At 60.9% G+C, this 17,524-nt stretch carries 16 protein-coding genes; 12 read left to right on the top strand and 4 right to left on the bottom strand.

What is annotated here, in order from left to right; all coding sequences use genetic code 11:
- Positions 1 to 27 precede the first annotated feature (27 nt).
- From ampD to N645_RS0100485, 9 genes are all read left to right on the top strand, one after another.
- The gene (gene ampD / locus N645_RS0100445; RefSeq protein ID WP_024459538.1) at positions 28 to 585 is read left to right on the top strand and encodes a 1,6-anhydro-N-acetylmuramyl-L-alanine amidase AmpD; all 558 of its coding nucleotides are present in this window, start codon (positions 28 to 30) and stop codon (positions 583 to 585) included.
- Positions 582 to 1,424, top strand: coding sequence for a regulatory signaling modulator protein AmpE (gene ampE, locus N645_RS0100450; protein ID WP_024459539.1), 843 nt, complete (start codon positions 582 to 584; stop codon positions 1,422 to 1,424). The genes ampD and ampE overlap by 4 nt, the downstream gene beginning before the upstream one ends.
- A gap of 29 nt (positions 1,425 to 1,453) precedes the next feature.
- Positions 1,454 to 1,939 carry a YajQ family cyclic di-GMP-binding protein gene (locus N645_RS0100455; protein ID WP_024459540.1) on the top strand — a complete coding sequence of 162 codons (486 nt, stop codon included), beginning with the start codon at positions 1,454 to 1,456 and terminating at the stop codon, positions 1,937 to 1,939.
- A gap of 108 nt (positions 1,940 to 2,047) precedes the next feature.
- On the top strand, positions 2,048 to 3,403 hold the full coding sequence (locus N645_RS0100460; protein ID WP_024459541.1) for an MFS transporter: 1,356 nt from the start codon (positions 2,048 to 2,050) through the stop codon (positions 3,401 to 3,403).
- 56 nt (positions 3,404 to 3,459) lie between these two features.
- The gene (locus tag N645_RS0100465; protein ID WP_024459542.1) at positions 3,460 to 4,509 is read left to right on the top strand and encodes a DUF481 domain-containing protein; all 1,050 of its coding nucleotides are present in this window, start codon (positions 3,460 to 3,462) and stop codon (positions 4,507 to 4,509) included.
- A gap of 202 nt (positions 4,510 to 4,711) precedes the next feature.
- A complete protein-coding gene (gene groES / locus N645_RS0100470) occupies positions 4,712 to 5,002 on the top strand; it encodes a co-chaperone GroES (RefSeq protein ID WP_024459543.1) in 291 nt (96 codons plus the stop codon).
- Between the two features lie 59 nt (positions 5,003 to 5,061).
- On the top strand, positions 5,062 to 6,711 hold the full coding sequence (groL, locus tag N645_RS0100475) for a chaperonin GroEL (protein WP_024459544.1): 1,650 nt from the start codon (positions 5,062 to 5,064) through the stop codon (positions 6,709 to 6,711).
- A 228-nt stretch (positions 6,712 to 6,939) separates the two neighbouring features.
- Positions 6,940 to 7,524: a superoxide dismutase gene (locus N645_RS0100480; RefSeq protein ID WP_024459545.1), complete on the top strand. Its 585-nt coding sequence runs from the start codon at positions 6,940 to 6,942 to the stop codon at positions 7,522 to 7,524.
- Positions 7,525 to 7,676: 152 nt separating this feature from the next.
- Positions 7,677 to 8,483: a hypothetical protein gene (locus N645_RS0100485; RefSeq protein ID WP_024459546.1), complete on the top strand. Its 807-nt coding sequence runs from the start codon at positions 7,677 to 7,679 to the stop codon at positions 8,481 to 8,483.
- 8 nt (positions 8,484 to 8,491) lie between these two features.
- Here the strand turns inward: N645_RS0100485 and N645_RS18500 are convergent, their stop codons facing one another.
- Entirely contained in the window at positions 8,492 to 8,749 is a 258-nt protein-coding gene (locus N645_RS18500; protein ID WP_024459547.1) for a Lar family restriction alleviation protein, read from the bottom strand.
- Between the two features lie 331 nt (positions 8,750 to 9,080).
- On the opposite strand from N645_RS18500, the gene N645_RS0100495 reads away from it, so the two are divergent.
- Entirely contained in the window at positions 9,081 to 10,601 is a 1,521-nt protein-coding gene (locus tag N645_RS0100495) for a fumarate hydratase (RefSeq protein ID WP_024459548.1), read from the top strand.
- 161 nt (positions 10,602 to 10,762) lie between these two features.
- Positions 10,763 to 11,542 carry a PhzF family phenazine biosynthesis protein gene (locus N645_RS0100500; RefSeq protein ID WP_024459549.1) on the top strand — a complete coding sequence of 260 codons (780 nt, stop codon included), beginning with the start codon at positions 10,763 to 10,765 and terminating at the stop codon, positions 11,540 to 11,542.
- A 134-nt stretch (positions 11,543 to 11,676) separates the two neighbouring features.
- Here the strand turns inward: N645_RS0100500 and N645_RS0100505 are convergent, their stop codons facing one another.
- From N645_RS0100505 to N645_RS0100515, 3 genes are read right to left on the bottom strand one after another with little or no spacing between them, the layout of a single operon-like run.
- A complete protein-coding gene (locus N645_RS0100505) occupies positions 11,677 to 12,771 on the bottom strand; it encodes an ABC transporter ATP-binding protein (protein ID WP_024459550.1) in 1,095 nt (364 codons plus the stop codon).
- 3 nt (positions 12,772 to 12,774) lie between these two features.
- Positions 12,775 to 13,689 (bottom strand): ornithine carbamoyltransferase, encoded by a 915-nt coding sequence (gene argF, locus N645_RS0100510; protein WP_024459551.1) that lies wholly within the window; start codon positions 13,687 to 13,689, stop codon positions 12,775 to 12,777.
- A gap of 46 nt (positions 13,690 to 13,735) precedes the next feature.
- Positions 13,736 to 14,899 (bottom strand): aspartate aminotransferase family protein, encoded by a 1,164-nt coding sequence (locus N645_RS0100515; RefSeq protein ID WP_024459552.1) that lies wholly within the window; start codon positions 14,897 to 14,899, stop codon positions 13,736 to 13,738.
- A 375-nt stretch (positions 14,900 to 15,274) separates the two neighbouring features.
- Between N645_RS0100515 and N645_RS0100525 the strand changes: the two genes are divergently transcribed.
- Positions 15,275 to 17,362: a TonB-dependent receptor domain-containing protein gene (locus N645_RS0100525; RefSeq protein WP_081665761.1), complete on the top strand. Its 2,088-nt coding sequence runs from the start codon at positions 15,275 to 15,277 to the stop codon at positions 17,360 to 17,362.
- The last annotated feature ends 162 nt before the right edge of the window (positions 17,363 to 17,524 follow it).

Here is a 17,524-nt window from a genome sequence, read left to right on the forward strand (position 1 = left end):
TCACGCCATGAATGACTGGAGGAGCCCGTGAGCGTATCCATTCAGGACGGCTGGCTGACTTCGGCCCGGCGCTGTCCGTCTCCCAACTATAATGAGCGTCCACCGGGCGAGGCCATCAGCCTGCTGGTGGTTCACAATATCAGTCTCCCGCCCGGGCAGTTTGGAACCGGGTGTGTGGAAGACTTCTTCTGCAATCAACTCGACATCAATCGCGACCCCTATTTTGAGCAGATCCGGGATCTTCGGGTGTCGGCGCACCTGTTTATTACCCGGGATGGTGAGTTGGTGCAGTTTGTGCCTCTGGATCGGCGCGCCTGGCATGCGGGCGCCTCCGAATTTGACGGTCGGACCGAGTGCAACGATTTCAGCATCGGCATTGAACTGGAAGGGTGTGACGACCTTCCCTACACCGAGCCGCAGTATCGGCGTTTGGCCGAGGTCACCCGTCTGTTATTATCCTGCTATCCGGCGCTGACGCCGGAGCGCATTACCGGCCATTCGGATATCGCCCCCGGACGGAAAACCGATCCGGGCCCGGCCTTCGACTGGCGCCACTTTCGCTCACAGCTCTCGGAACGCTTATGACCTTCCTCAGTGTCTTTCTGGTTCTCGTCCTGGTGCAGTGGTGGGGCTCTGGCGCGCCCCTGCAAAAAGACGGGTGGTTTGATCGTTATCTGCACTGGCTCGAGCAGCGCCCCAGCCGTGCGTGGCCCAAGTTGCAGTTGTTGCTGGCGGTGGTGGTGCCGGCCCTGGTGCTATGGTTACTGACCTGGGCCGTGGCCGGGGGCCTTTCGCAGGGCTGGCTGATTTTTATTGCCGTCCCGGTACTGCTGTACAGCCTTGGCCGAGGTGACTTTTCGGCCGAGGTGCAGGCCTATGTGGAGGCCAGCGAACGGGAGGACTCGGTGAGTGCGGCCCGCCATCTGGCGGCCCTTCAGGGCAATGCGGTGGAAGACGCCGACCCCGAGGACTGGGCCAGCATGCATCGTCAGGCGCTCAAAACCATTGCCTATCGCGGGTGCGAGCGGATGTTCGCGGTGCTGTTCTGGTTTCTGGTATTGGGCCCGGCGGGCGCTTTGATGTACCGCCTGAGTGTGCTTTACCGGGAGCGCTCCGAATCGGCCCAGGTGCACCGCTGGCTCTGGCTGATGGAGTGGCCGGTGGTTCGTGTCATGGGCTTTACCTGGGCCATGGCGGGCAATTTCGACAGTTGTTTTTTCCGTTGTCAGCGCGATCTTGGCGATACCCGTCAGGGAACGTCGGTCCTGCTGTACGATCAGATGCTGGGTGCTTTGGGCAGGACCGAGCCGGAACCCGCCGACTCGGCGGTGGACCTGGATATGATTCGCGCCAGCCAGCCCCTGTATTCCCGTTCCCTGCTGTTGTGGGTCTGCGTGCTGGCGTTGATTACGCTGCTGGCCTGATCCTGAATTGATGAGAGTGAGGTAGTTCTATGCCGTCTTTTGATGTGGTGTCCGAGGTCGATAAGCATGTATTGACCAATACGGTGGACCAGGCCAACCGCGTGGTGGGCAATCGCTACGACTTCAAGGGTGTGGATGCCCAGTTTGAGCGCAAGGACTTCGTGGTGACGCTCACCGCTGAAGCAGATTTCCAGCTGCAACAGATGCTGGACATTCTGCAGGGCACCATGGTGAAGAACAATATTGATATCGCCTGCCTGGAGATCAAAGACCCGACCACCGTCGGCAAGCAGGCGCGTCAGGAAGTGATCGTGCGCACCGGGTTGGAAACCGAGCTGAGCAAGAAGATGGTCAAGCTGATCAAAGACAGCAAGCTCAAAGTGCAGGCCCAGATTCAGGGCGACCAGCTGCGGGTTACCGGCAAGAAGCGCGATGACCTGCAACAGGTCATGGCGTTGCTACGCAGTGCCGAGGGCGTTGATATGCCGCTGCAATTCACCAACTTTCGAGATTGATCAGCTGGCGTCACTGGCTGCCCAGAGGCTGTATCTGATCGCCAAACGCTGTTCCTGATCGCCAAACGTTGTCCCTGATTTAATGTACCGCGACCAACCGAGCGTTTCATGACCGATATCCCTGAATCCCCGTCCCGCTCCTGGCGGGACTCGCTGTTGATTTATCTGCACCCCCGGGTCGCGTCCATGGCCTTTCTGGGCTTTTCGGCGGGCCTGCCCTATATGCTGGTCTTTTCCACCCTGACCGCCTGGCTGACCGAGGCGGGGGTCACCAAGGCGAGCATCGGGTTTTTCAGCTGGATCGGCATTACCTATTCGGTCAAAGTGTTCTGGGCACCGGTCGTAGACCGGTTTCAACTCCCGTTGTTGGGGCGCCTGCTGGGGCGCAGACGCAGTTGGATGCTCTTGGCTCAGTTGCTGATCGCCGGCGGGTTGATTGGCATGTCGGTCACCGACCCTGCGGGGGAGCTCGAGTGGATTGCAATATTCGCGCTGGTGGTCGCCTTTGGGTCGGCAACCCAGGATGTGGCGATTGATGCCTGGCGGATTGAGGCGGTGTCCCTGGAGCGTCAGGCGGCCATGTCCGCCACCTATGTATTCAGCTATCGGCTGGCGGTATTGATGGCCAGTGCCGGTGCGCTGCATATGGTGTCGTTTGCCACCTGGCCCGGGGTTTATCTGATCATGGCTCTGCTCATGGGCGTGGGCATGGTGACCGTACTGCTGTCCAGCGAGCCCGCAGTGACCCGCCATTCGGACGCGGCTTTTCTGGAACAGCGGGCACAGGATTACCTCGAGCGTAGTGCTCATGTGGCCCGCCCGGTGCGCAATGCCGTTGCCTGGTTCATCGGTGCGGTGGTATGTCCCTTTGTGGATTTTCTTCAGCGCTATGGCGCCCAGGCCTTACTTTTACTGCTGATCGTGGGCGCGTTTCGCATCACCGATATCAGCATGGCGTCGATGGCCATGCCTTTCTATCTGGAAACCGGCTATACCCGAGCCGATGTGGCCAATATCAGCGGCCTGTATGGTGCGGCGATGACCGTTCTGGGAGGCATCGTTGGCGGGGTGCTGGTGCCCCGTTATGGCCTGTTGCGCGTCCTGCTGGCCGGGGCCGTGCTGGCGGCGGCGACCAATCTGCTGTATTCGATCAATGCGCTGGTGGGCGCGGAGCTCTGGATGCTGGTCCTGACCATCAGCGGTGAGAACTTCTGCGGCGGCTTGGCCATGGCGTCGCTCATCGCCTGGATGTCCAGCCTGGTCAGCAGCGACTACACCGCGACTCAATACGCCCTGTTCAGTTCACTGATGACCCTGCCGGGCAAAGTCATCGGCGGCTTCAGCGGAATCGTGGTGGAACAGGTCGGGTTTTTCTGGTTTTTCATTTATGCGGGGGGGCTGGGAGTCCCGGCAATTCTGCTGGTGCTCTGGTTGATGCTCCGTACGAGAACCGGTTCGCTGTAGTCGGACCGACCAAGTGTGGTAAAGTGCGCCTCCTTTGGATCAACTCCCGACGATGCATGCCGGTATACCTGACGACTCAACAGTGGCGCTTGGCCCTGGCGGCGTACCTGGCGCTGTCAGCCCCCGTATCTGCGGGAATGCTGGAGCTGCGCAACGGTGATCGCATCGCCGGTGACTTCGTGTCGGCCAGTGAGGACAGCGTCGTCTGGCAGTCCGAGTCGCTGGGGCGGCTCACCATCGACAAAAACAAAATCTACGACCTGCAAACCACCAAGCCCTTGAAGATCAATGGGGTTGGGGAGCCCTGTATGGTAGAGGGGATGGAGTTTGAGCACCTGGTGTATCTGTGTGGCGACGATGCGGTGTCGCGCCGGGTGCCCCTGGTGTCTCTGGCCATGATCATTCCCTACGAAACCTATATCAGCGGTGACAGCAGCACGCTGAACGGGCGGGTCAATGTCTCGGGGACCTACGCGCGGGGCAACGAAATCAAGGATGACTGGAAAATCAGTGGCGGCGTGGAGTACCGACTGGTGGACTGGCGCCACAGCGGCAATTTTGAGTATGCCAGTTATTCGCGCAGCAAGTCCGAACCCGACGTCCGCTGGGGTGGTCGTTACGTGCTGGACTGGTTCTTCCGGGAGCGCTGGTTCCTCAACAGTGATGTGCGCTACGGGCACGATGAAACCCGGTCGATCGATCGCTACTACAACATCGGTGCCGGTACCGGTTACCAATTCTGGGAAAACAACCGGACGGCGCTGGCGATGACCGGCGGTCTGGTGTCGGTCACCGAGCAGTACGAAGTGCCCGAGAACCCCGCCCCTGACTTTGTCCGCAAAGAAGACCGGATCGCCTGGCGTCTGGGTACGGACTTCCGCTACAAACTGCCCCTGGGGGTCTCGTTTTTCCATCGCAACGAATACGTGCGCTCCTTTGAGCAAGACCGGGACTGGCAGCTCAACTCCACCACCGGTTTCAGCTCGATGCTGGTCTCTACGGTGTATTCAGAGGTCAAGCTCGATTACGAGGTGGACAACGACCCTCAGCCCGGCACCGAGCGCGAGGATATCCGGCTCGTGGTGGGGCTGACCTACGAGTGGTAGCGCCCCTCGCCCAAAATAAGCAAAAAAATCCTCGTCAGGCTGTTGAAATTCCTCCCCGGCACCCCCAATTACCTGTGACACACGCATTACGCCCGTCTGGCCTCTGGCCGGCCGGGCACGCGGCTTCGGCTGCACACTAACGTCATCCGGGGCAACCCGGCTCATTTTCAGTGTTTAACACGCTAGTTGGAGATAAGAGTCCATGAAAATTCGTCCTTTACACGATCGCGTTGTGGTTCGCCGCAAGGAAGAAGAGGAAAAAACCGCGGGCGGTATCGTCCTGCCGGGTTCCGCCAAAGAGAAGCCCAACCAGGGTGAAGTGGTGGCCGTCGGTAATGGCCGCGTACTGGACAGTGGCGATGTTCGCCCGGTCGACGTCAAGGTTGGCGATGTGGTTGTGTTCGGCAAATACGCCGGCAGCGACACCATCGAGGTCGACGGCGAAGAGCTGGTCATCCTGAGCGAAAGCGACATCAAGGCTGTGCTGGCCTAAGCCCGGCACGGAATCTTTAACCGACTATTGTCTGAACAAGTTACTGGAAGGAAAGCACTATGTCTGCAAAAGAAGTTAAGTTTGGCGACAGCGCCCGTCAGCGCATGCTCAAGGGCGTCAACGTACTGGCCGACGCCGTAAAAGCCACCTTGGGCCCCAAGGGTCGCAACGTGGTTCTGGAGAAGTCCTTCGGCGCCCCCACCGTGACCAAAGACGGTGTGTCCGTTGCCAAGGAAATCACCCTGAAAGACAAATTCGAGAACATGGGCGCCCAGATGGTGAAAGAAGTGGCCTCACGCGCTTCTGACGAAGCCGGTGACGGTACCACCACCGCTACCGTTCTGGCCCAGTCCATCGTGACCGAAGGCCTCAAATCCGTGGCTGCCGGCATGAACCCCATGGATCTCAAGCGCGGTATCGACAAAGCCGTTACCGCTGCGGTTGAAGAAATCCGCAAGCTGGCCAAGCCCTGTGAAGACAGCAAGGCCATCTCCCAGGTAGGCACCATCTCCGCCAACTCCGATCGCGACGTGGGCGAGCTGATCGCCAAGGCGATGGAGAAGGTCGGTAAAGAAGGTGTGATCACCGTTGAAGAAGGTTCCAGCCTGGAGAACGAGCTGGACGTGGTTGAAGGTATGCAGTTCGACCGCGGTTACCTGTCTCCCTACTTCATCACCAACCAGGACAACATGACCGTCGAGCAGGACGACCCCTACATCCTGCTGGTGGACAAGAAGATCTCCAACATCCGCGAGCTGCTGCCGACCCTGGAAGCCGTGGCCAAGGCCAACAAGCCGCTGGTAATTGTGGCGGAAGACGTCGAAGGCGAAGCCCTGGCGACCCTGGTGGTCAACAACATGCGCGGTATTGTGAAAGTGGCCGCCTGTAAGGCACCGGGCTTCGGCGATCGTCGCAAGGCCATGCTGCAGGATATCGCCATCCTGACCGGTGGCACCGTAATCTCTGAAGAAGTGGGCCTGGACCTGGAAAACGTCACTCTGGAGCACCTGGGCCGCGCCAAGCGCGTGACCATGTCCAAAGAGAACACCGTGATCGTTGACGGCGCCGGTAACAACGCCGACATCGAAGCGCGCGTGAACCAGATCCGCACCCAGATGGAAGACACTTCCTCTGACTACGATCGCGAGAAGCTGCAAGAGCGCGTGGCCAAGCTGGCCGGCGGTGTGGCCGTGATCAAGGTGGGTGCTGCCACCGAGATGGAAATGAAAGAGAAGAAGGCTCGCGTTGAAGATGCGCTGCACGCCACTCGCGCCGCCGTTGAAGAAGGTGTGGTTGCCGGTGGTGGTACCGCTCTGGTACGCGCTGTGGCCGCCATTGCCGAGCTGAAAGGCGAGAACGAAGACCAGAACGCCGGTATCGCGCTGGCCCGTCGCGCCATGGAAGCACCGCTGCGTCAGATCGTCACCAACGCCGGTGAAGAGGCCTCTGTGGTAGTGGATCGGGTCAAGAAAGGCGAAGGCGCCTATGGCTACAACGCCGCGACCGGTGAGTACGGCGACATGCTGGAAATGGGTATCCTGGACCCGGCCAAAGTGACCCGTACCGCTCTGCAGGCGGCCGGCTCTGTCGCTGGCCTGATGATCACCACCGAAGCGATGGTGGCTGATGAGCCGGAAGACGAGAAGGCCGGTGGCGCCCCAGATATGGGCGGCATGGGCGGAATGGGTGGCATGGGCGGCATGATGTAAGTCGTCTCAAGCCCTGAAAGGGCGGGCCTTGGCCCGCCCTTTTGCTTTCAGTGATATACTGAGCGCTTACTTTCGTACCACCATACCAACAGCCAGGCTAACTGGCGTTTCCCAGTCCGGAGCAGGGCGACCCGTTCGACCCATCCGGCTGTGCTAGGATTGAGCGGCTATTTCAGTGGGTTAACCCCGCCGCTACTCATTTTTTCAACCGTGTTCAGGAGAACGACTATGGCTTTTGAATTACCCCAGCTGCCTTATGCAAAAGATGCGTTGGAACCCCATATCTCCCAGGAAACCCTGGAATACCATTACGGTAAACACCACCAGACCTACGTAGACAAGCTGAATGCGGCCGTTGAAGGCAAGCCCGAAGCGGACAAGAGCCTGGAAGACGTTATCAAGAGTGCCAAAGGGCCTCTGTTCAATAACGCCGCTCAGGTGTGGAACCACACTTTCTACTGGCACTGCCTGAGCCCCAACGGTGGCGGTGAAGCCACTGGTGCGGTAGGCGAGGCCATCAACAAGGCCTTTGGCTCCTTTGACAAGTTCAAAGAAGAGTTCTCCACCAACGCCGCCAACAACTTCGGCTCCGGCTGGACCTGGCTGGTGAAGAAGTCCGACGGCTCCGTCGCCATCGTCAATACCAGCAATGCGGAAACGCCGCTGACTGACGAGAGCGTCACCGTGCTGCTGACCGTGGATGTGTGGGAACACGCCTACTACATCGACTATCGCAATGCCCGTCCCAAGTACCTGGAAGCCTTCTGGAACCTGGTCAACTGGGAGTTCGTCAACGAAAACTTCGCCAAGTAAGTTTTATTGACGTGAAAACCCCGCCCGGCCCGGCCGGAGCGGGGTTTTTTTATGTCTGGCAAAATTGCCCGGTATCAGACCCGTTCCCTTCTTTTTCGGGCCCAGAACTGCTATAAACGCAACCACGAAGTGTAGTGAACTCAGGTGTTTTTATGGAACGCAAAGAGCCGACGATCTCCGGCACGATCAAACCCGAGAAAGACGAAGTGGCGGCCCGCCAGGGTCGAGCTGCGGCGACGCCTCCCGGCGGCAATGCGAAAGGCCCTAAACGTCCTGGGGGCGGGGGCGGTACACCTCCGCCGCCTCAGCGCCCGGCCGGTGCCTCTTCCGGTGGCCAGGGGCTGGCGATTGCGGCGCTGATCATTGCCGTGGCCGGCGTGGGCGCCAGCGGTTTTCTGGCCTGGAAGTGGACCGGCGCCGAACAGAACCTCGCCCAGGCCAATGAGCGGTTGGAAACCCTGGAGAAACGCATCGCGATCACCTCCAGCGAGTCCAGCGAATACGTCGAGGAAATTCAGGAAAAACTGGAGTGGGCGGATTCGGAAATTCGCAAGCTGTGGGGCGTGTCCTACGATACCAACCGCAAGCGGATCGCCTCCAACCAGGAGGGGCTGGAGTCCCTGAAGCGGGAATTGGCCAGTGTGAAGGAGTCCGCCTCCAGCGCCAGTCAGGGTCTGAGCAGTCTGCGCTCGGCCTTTGACAAAACCGAACAGCAGGTCAGTGAAGTCGGCTCAGCGATCGAGCGGTTGCAGGCAGCGGCCGACTCGGTGGAAGCCCAGGGCCAGCGTCTGCAGAATCTGTCGGAAGAAGTGGATCAACTGGAAGAGGGGCTTGGGCGTTTGCGGGGGCTGGCGGACCGGGTCGGTACCAACGAGGAAGCCATCGAGGCCATCGACTCCTATCGTCGTAGCATCAACCGCGACATATTGACCATCAAGGAGCAGTTGTCCTCACCCTGATCGCCCGCTCAGCCCCGCGCGACGAAATAGCGGGGCTCTGGTTGAGTGCGATCGGCGAGCGATTCGCTAGTTGCCGTTTCCGGTAGTGGCTGGACGCCAAGGCGGACTGACGTCTCATTCCAGCGATTGATGGCCCTCTCCAGGGTTTCCTGGTGAGGGCCTTTTGATTTGCAGCTCTGACAAACCACACAATAATCCAGCCCACTGTGCGCCAAGTGCAAGTGGTTGCTGCGGCAAAACGGACAAGGTTCTAGGGCCGTGGCCATAAGGCATACGCTCCAGTGCGTGACTCACTTGAGAGGTTTTGAGGGGGGAGGGGACTCTTGCCGGGCAGAGCGCTCAGCGGTGGTTGCGCGGTTCGCAGGGCGCAGATTGTGAACCGGTCAGGACGGTAAAACCGCGATTGCCCGAACGGCTGATGGGCATCCAACATGATCACTTAAACTCCAGAGGACCATATTCAGAGTGTAGCGCAGCGCCGCCCGAATGCAAACGGTTGCAGCGTAAAGTTGGCGCAGTGCGCCGGTCCTCTCCGGGCAAGTCTCCGGCAATTCATGTAAAATTGCCGCCACACTGACAAGCTGTAGAGAGACTTCCATGACCACCGTGATTCGCCAGAACGACCTGATCGACAGCGTCGCCGACGCGCTGCAGTTCATCTCCTACTATCATCCCGTGGATTTCATCCAGGCCGTGCACCGTGCCTACGAGCGCGAAGCCAACCCGGCGGCCAAGGATGCCATGGCCCAGATTCTGATCAACTCGCGCATGTGCGCTACCGGCCACCGCCCGATCTGTCAGGACACCGGCATCGTGACCGTCTTCGTCACGGTCGGCATGGACGTCCAGTGGGAGGCGGATATGAGCCTCACCGATATGGTCAACGAAGGCGTGCGTCGGGCCTATAATCACCCCGACAATGTGTTGCGCGCGTCCATTCTGGATGACCCGGACGGCGCCCGGAAGAATACCGGTGATAACACCCCGGCGGTCATTCACTACAATATCGTTCCCGGCAATACCGTCGACGTTCACGTGGCGGCCAAGGGCGGCGGCAGTGAAGCCAAAACCAAATTTGCCATGCTCAACCCCTCGGATTCCGTGGTGGATTGGGTGCTGGACATGGTGCCCAAAATGGGCGCGGGCTGGTGCCCGCCAGGCATGCTCGGCATCGGCATTGGCGGCACGGCTGAAAAAGCCATGCAGATCGCCAAAGAGTCGCTGCTGGATCCGGTGGACATTCAGGAGCTGCAGGAGCGCGGTGCCAGCAACCGCAGCGAAGAGCTGCGCCTGGAGCTGTACGAAAAAGTGAACCAGTTGGGCATTGGCGCCCAGGGCCTGGGTGGTTTGACCACGGTGCTGGACGTGAAAGTGAAGGACTACCCGACCCACGCGGCGAACAAAGCGGTGGCCATCATCCCCAATTGCGCCGCCACCCGTCACGCCCACTTCACCCTCACCGGAGAGGGCCCGGCCCTGCAGACACCCCCTAACCTGGACGACTGGCCGCAAGTGGCCTGGGAAGCCGGCGACAATGTCCGTCGAGTGAACCTGGATACCGTCACCAAAGAGGATGTGAAATCCTGGCAACCCGGCGACACCATCCTGCTCTCCGGCAAAATGCTGACCGGCCGAGACGCCGCCCACAAGAAAATGGTGGACCTGATCGCCAAGGGTGAAGAGCTGCCGGTGGACCTGACCGGCCGTTTCATCTACTACGTGGGCCCGGTCGATCCGGTGCGCGATGAAGTGGTAGGCCCCGCCGGCCCGACCACCGCCACCCGCATGGACAAGTTTACCCGCACGATGCTGGAGCAGACCGGTCTGCTGGGCATGATCGGCAAAGCCGAGCGCGGCCCGGCGGCGATTGAGGCGATTCGCGATAATGAGTCGGTCTACCTGATGGCGGTAGGCGGCGCGGCCTATCTGGTGTCCCAGGCGATCAAGTCGTCGAAGGTGCTGGGCTTCCCGGAGCTGGGCATGGAGGCGATTTACGAGTTCGAGGTGAAGGATATGCCGGTCACCGTGGCAGTAGACAGCAAAGGCGAATCCGTCCACCAGACCGGCCCGAAAATCTGGCAGGCCAAGATCAAAGACGAAGCGATCAAGGTGGTGTAACGTATTTCGCCATTTGATTGGTAGTGGTAACGGCGGATGCGCTTCGCTTATCCGCCCTACGGATACCACGGCAGCCCGCGTAGGGCGGATAAGGGCGAAGCCCGCATCCGCCGTCACCCAGGCATGACGCAACAAACGATCGCAAGGTTAATAGGGCGCTTATGAATCTAACCCAATACCAAGTAGATGCCTTTACCCAGCGTCCCTTCGAAGGCAATCCCGCCGCCGTCGTGCCTCTGGAACAATGGCTCGACGACGCCCTGATGCAGACCATCGCCAACGAAAACAACCTCTCGGAAACCGCCTTCTTTGTGCCCGAAGACGATGGCTTTGGGCTGCGCTGGTTTACTCCCGAGGCCGAAGTCGACCTCTGTGGTCACGCTACGCTGGCTTCCGCCCACGTCCTGTTCGAACATATGAACTACCCACACCCAAGTATCCGCTTCAGCACCCGCAGCGGCGACCTGGTGGTTGAGCGAAGGGGTGACCGGTTGGCCATGGATTTCCCCGCGCAACCTACCCAGCCCTGCGACTGTCCTGATGAGCTGGTGAGGGGGTTGGGAATCACGCCGGTTGCCGTGGAAAAGAGAGTAGATTATCTGGCAGTACTGGAAACTGAGGCTCAAGTGCGAGCCTTAGAACCGGATCTGTCCGAGCTGAAAAAGCTCGACTGCCGGGGCATCATGGCTACCGCGCCGGGGGACACCAAAGACTTTGTCAGCCGCTTTTTTGCTCCGTCGGTAGGAATCGCCGAAGACCCAGTGACCGGATCGGCACACTGCCAGCTCGCTCCCTATTGGGCCAAAAGATTGTCCAAAAACACTCTGGCTGCCCGACAGATTTCCAAACGCGGCGGCGATGTGGATTGCGAGCTAAAAGGCGATAGGATGACGCTGGTGGGGTCGGCGGTTACGGTGATCAAATCCGAGTTGTTGTTGTGACGGAAAGTTGGGTAACGGCGGATGCGCGCTTCGCGCTTATCCGCCCTACGCTGACTGCGGAGGTATGCGTAGGGCGGATAAGCGCGAAGCGCGCATCCGCCGTAACCCAAGGTCTAAGGTATGACATGCGTGACCTAGGACTCGGTGGTCTCTAAACCGTAATGACTCCCGCCCACCGCTTGCTCTTCCCGCCGGAAGACAATCAGATGATCCGCTTCAATACGAATGCCCACATGATCGCCGATGGCGTAATCATGGTGACTGGGAAAAGCGGACTGAATGCGGCTGCCGGTGGGCAGCTGTAACGTATACAGCGTGGCGGTGCCGGCAAATACCTTGGCGACCACTTCGGCGCGCTTATCACTGCTGTCATCGTGAATGACATCGTCCGGGCGCAGCAGAATATCCACCGGTGTATTTTCCAGCCACTCGTAACATCGGTTGCCTTCGATATCGCCCAGTTCCGTGCGCACCGTATGCCGGTCCAGCAGGTAACCCGCGAGAAACACGCCCTGCCCGACAAAGTTGGCGACAAAGCGCGTGGCGGGTTCATGGTAGAGATTGAACGGCGTATCCCACTGTTGTAACTGTCCGGCATTCAATACGCCGATCCGATCCGCCATGGCAAAGGCTTCGGACTGGTCGTGGGTGACCATGATGGCGGTGATGCCGCGCTCTTTCAGAATGGCCCGCACCTCGAGTGCCAGGGCCCGGCGCAGTTCCACATCCAGACTGGAGAAGGGCTCGTCCATCAGCAGCAGTTTGGGCTCGGGCGCCAGGGCACGGGCCAGGGCGATGCGCTGTTGTTGCCCGCCGGAAAGCTCGTGGGGATAGCGGTGGCCCAGGTCCTCGAGCTTGACCAGCTGCAACAGCTCGTCACAGATCCGGGCCTTCTCCCGGGCGCTCTGGTCTTTCAGACCAAAGGTCAGATTGTCCCGTACGTTCAGGTGCGGGAAGAGGGCGTAATCCTGAAACACCATCCCCACCCGGCGTTGCTCCGGCGCCACGGACTGCTCGGCCGAGGCCAGCAACTGTCCAGCCAGCTCAATGCGACCCGCCGAGGGTTGCAGAAACCCGGCGATGGCGCGCAGTACGGTGGTTTTACCGCAACCGCTGGGGCCGAGCAGGCAACAGATGTCGCCTTCGGTTAACGACAGTGACAGATCTTCGACGACCCGTTCGCCGTCGTAGCCACAACCGATGTTGTCGAGTTCCAGCAGTGCCGACATAAGTTACCGTGAGTGGTTGAACAGGAATTCGATCAGGGCCTTCTGGGCGTGCAGGCGATTCTCGGCCTCTTCCCAGACCACCGATTCCGGAGAGTCCAGCAGCTCGGCGCTGATTTCCTTGCCGCGATAGGCGGGCAGACAGTGCATGAACAGGGCGCGGTCGTGGGCGTGACTCATCAGCTCGGCATCGACCTGATAGCCGGCGAAGGCCTGTTCCCGCAGTTTTTTCTCATCCTCCTGGCCCATGGAGGCCCAGGTGTCGGTGACCACCAGATCGCTGTCTTTCACCGCTTCTTCCGGCGTGCGGAAAATGCTCACCCGATCGCGCGCGGCATCGAGCAGGTCTTGGCGGGGCTCGAAGCCTTCCGGACAGGCAATACGCAGCTCGAAGTCCCACTGCTGGGCGGCGTTGATGTAGGACTGACACATGTTGTTGCCATCGCCCACCCAGGCCACTGTCTTGCCCTGGATGGGGCCGCGGTGTTCGAGGAAGGTCTGCATGTCCGCCAGCAATTGGCAGGGGTGGAAATCATCGGTCAGGGCGTTGATCACCGGCACCTTTGAGTATTCCGCGAAGCGCTCCACATTGGCGTGCTCGAACGTGCGGATCATCACGATATCCACCATGCGCGACAGCACCCGGGCGGAGTCCTCGATCGGCTCGCCGCGGCCCAGTTGGGTATCGCGGGGCGAGAGGAACAGGGCGTGGCCGCCCATCTGCGCCATGCCGGCTTCAAATGAAACGCGGGTACGGGTGGAGGATTTTTCAAAAATCATCCCCAGCACCTTGTTCTTGAACAGCTCTTCGGATTCGCCCCGGGCCTGAATGGCCTTGAGTTCAATGGCGCGATCCAGCACCGCATTCAGTTCGGCGGGCTCGAGATCCATCAGGGTCAGAAAGTGTCTTGGTTGGGCCATAACGGCAACTCGTTGTATTGCTTGGGGCCGGTTCCCGGCCTGTGAATTAAAAGGCGCGAATCAATTCCACCACACCGGTGACCAACTGCTCGGCTTCCGCTTCCGTCAGAATAAAGGGCGGCAGCAGACGCAAGGTATTGCCGGCGGTGACGTTGATCAGCAGCTCGCGCTCGCGGGCCTGTGCCACCAGTTCGGCGCAGGGGCGATCGAGTTCCAGGCCGATCATCAGCCCTTTACCGCGAATGTCCACCACCTTGGCATCGTCCTTCAGGCGCTCGCGGAACTGCTCCAGCAGCCAGTCGCCCATCTGGGCGGCACGGGCGATGAGCCCCTCGTTTAGCAGGGTTTCCACCACGGCAATGCCGGCCCGGCAGGCGAGTGGATTGCCACCAAAGGTGGAGCCGTGGCTGCCCGGTTGAAATATCTCGGCCGCCTGTCCGCGCGCCAGGCAGGCGCCAATGGGGACACCATTGCCCAGGCCCTTGGCCGTGGTCAGCACATCCGGCTGAATGCCGTTGTGTTGAAAAGCAAAGTAGCGACCGGTACGACCATTGCCAGTCTGAATTTCGTCCAGCATCAGCAGCCACTGATTCTGATCGCAGATTTCCCGCAACTGGTTCAGGTAGCCCGGCGCGGGCACCCGCACACCCCCTTCACCCTGCACCGGTTCCACCAGAATGGCGACGATGTTGGCGTGTTGAGCGGCAGCGGCGCGCACGGCTTCCGGGTCGTTGTAGGGCACCCGAATGAAACCTTCTACCAGGGGAGCGAATCCCTCTTGCGCCTTTTTGTTGCCAGTGGCGCTGAGTGTTGCCAGGGTCCGGCCGTGAAAGCTGTTTTCCATCACCAGAATGGCCGGGCGCTCAACGCCCTGAGCAGCGCCGTACTTGCGCGCGAGCTTGATCGCCGCTTCGTTGGCTTCCGCCCCGGAGTTGGAGAAAAACACCCGCTCCATACCGGTCTGCTCGCACAACAGGTCCGCCAGTTGACGCTGGGGCGGAATGTTGTACAGGTTAGAGACGTGCAGCAGGGTGCCAGCCTGATCGCACAGGGCGCGGGTCACTGCCGGGTGGGAGTGGCCCAGCCCGCAGACGGCGATGCCACTGATGGCGTCGATATAACTATTGCCCTGATCGTCCCACACACGGCTGCCCTCGCCCCGAACCAGGGTCAGAGTGCGAGTACCGTAAGTGTTCATCAATGTGTCCATGGTTTACTCCACAGCCATCCGCTCCAGAGAGCCGGAAAACAGAATCAATAAAACCGCCAAAAGCCCGTTGTCGTGAACAGGCAGCCAGATCTCGATAAGGCGGGGATCAAACAGGGGGTTCGGAACGCTCCGAGTCGGCCTTGAGCTCGCCGTGTGTGGCCTGTAAGGGCGGACGGCATGAACCCGTAAATGGCAAAAAAGCAATACTATAGCCATTTTACGGCGTTGGCAAATGGCATCCATTCGCGTTGCCTGGCCGTACTCATGGCCGTTTTGTGTATGGTTCTGGCCTACAGGCCGGAGGCCGAACCCGGTATCATGGCCGCGCCCTGGTTCGGGGCCGAATTCTGACAACGATCCCCAAGGTGGTAGTTCATGGCTCGACATTTCGCCTCTGTTTCAGTCCGAGCATTGCGCTCGGCGCTCCTCGTCCGTGCGGCTCCGTTGTCCATCGCCGCCCTGATTGGCGCCGGCGCTCAGGCCCAGGGGCTGGAAACCCTGGTGGTGACCGGCGAGGCGAGCGAGGGAGATGCCTTACCCGGGGCGGCGTCCCTCGCGATGGATCGCCAACAGCCGGGGATGAGCATCGACAGTGGCGAGCTGCTACAGGGGTTGCCCGGCGTGCAGGCCGACAGCCGTTCCAATTACGCCCAGGATACCCGGGTGACGCTGCGCGGTTTTGGCGCCCGGTCGGCGTTCGGTGTGCGCGGCATTGACCTGCAGTTGGACGGTATTCCCCTGAGTACGCCGGACGGCCAGGGGCAGCTCTCCAGCGTACCGGTGGATGAAGTGGATCGAGTACAGGTCCTGCGCGGCCCGCTGGCGGCGTTGTATGGCAATGGCGCCGGCGGGGTGATCCAGTTTGACAGCGCCGCGCCCGAGCAGAACCGTCTCAGCGGGCGGGTTTTGGCCGGGGAGGGCGATCGGCAGCGTCAGGCAGTGACCGGCGAATGGCGCGAGGGCGCCTGGGGCGCTCGGGTCCACGGTTCGCGCTTTACCAGCGATGGCGAGCGGCCCCACGCGGAAGCCGAGCGGCGCCAGGCTGGGGCCCAGCTGTATTATCAGGCCGACAGCGGCATAGAAACGGTGGTGCGCCTGGACACCAGCCACGATCCCCTCTTGCAGGATCCGCTCGGTCTGTCGCCGGAGCGCTGGCGGGAGGACCCCCGTGCAGGCAACGAGCGCGCGGAGCTGTTCAATACCCGCAAGCGTATTCGCCATCAGCAGGGTTCGGTCACGATGCGCCAGGCGGAGGGTGAGCACCGCTGGCAGGCGGCGATCTGGCAGGGCCAGCGCGAGGTAGACCAGTGGCTGCCATTTGCCGGGGACGACGTGACCAGCTCTGGCGCGGTAATTGATCTGACCCGGGATTTTTCCGGCCTCCGGGCCAGCTACACCCGCAATCTTTCCCTGCTCGATCGCCCGCTGGAGGCGACCCTGGGGGCGAGTGTCGAGCGCCAGGAGGATCGGCGTCGTGGCTACGTCAATGATCAGGGCGAAACCGGAGCCCTACGCCGTGACGAGCTGGGTGAAGTCGACAGTCGGGATCTGTATGGGGTGCTGACCTGGCAGCCCACCGATCGGTGGGAAATCACCGGCGGGGCCCGCCACAGCGACCTGTCCTTTGCGGTGGATGATTATTTTGTGGTGCCGGCGGATGGCGATAACCCGGGCAATCCGGACGACAGCGGTGGCCGGGACGATGATTTCGTCGCGTTGGCCCTGGGCACAACCGTTCGCCTGAACACCCAGTGGGAGGCGTTCGCCGGGGCCGGTCGGGGCTATGAAACCGCGACCCTGACCGAGATGGCCTACCGGAACGAGGGCTCCGGCCTGAATACCGCGCTGTCGCCGGCGGAAAACCGGCAGATTGAGGCGGGCCTGCGCTGGGGTCTGGCGTCGCCGCATCGGGTGACGGTGAGCCTGTTCCGGATCGACAGTGACGATGAGCTGGTGGTGGATCAATCCGAAGGTGGCCGTACCACCTACCGCAACGCCGCTGAGACCGAGCGCTGGGGGCTGGAGGCCTTCGGTGAGCTGGCTCTGGCGCCGGGCTGGTGGGCGCGTTTCAGTGCCAGTTACTTGGACGCGGAGTATGCGTCCGGGCCCGAGGCGGGCAATCAGCTGCCGGGCATTGCGGATACCAATCTCTATACTCAGTTGCGCTGGGAGCCGCTGCAGGATGATCGCCTGGGCACGGCGCTGGTGGCCCGCTATCGTGGTGAGGTGGCGACCGGCGATGACAATGCGGTGTTTGCGCCCTCGGCGGTCACCTGGGATTGGAGTGTGGATTCGGCCCATCAGTGGGGTGATTGGTTGGCCTCGTGTTGGCTGAAGCTGGAGAATCTGACCGATGAGCAGTATGTAGGTGCGGTAATCGTCAATCAGGGCAACGGCCGCTCGTTCGAGCCCGCCCCCGGTCGGCAGGTGAGTGCCGGATTGAACCTCGAATACCGGTGGTAACCGGAGCGTCCGGGCGCGAGCGGGGTAAACCCTTACGGGACACGCCGTGAATACATCCCTGTAGGCTCGAATCGCGGGTCCCCCGCTCCACGGTCCCGTAAGGGTTTACCCCGCCCGCGCCCTCCGTGCCATCGGTCGCGTAGGGCGGATCGGTCCGACGTT

Source organism: Marinimicrobium sp. LS-A18 (assembly GCF_000463525.1).
GTDB lineage: Bacteria > Pseudomonadota > Gammaproteobacteria > Pseudomonadales > Cellvibrionaceae > Marinimicrobium > Marinimicrobium koreense.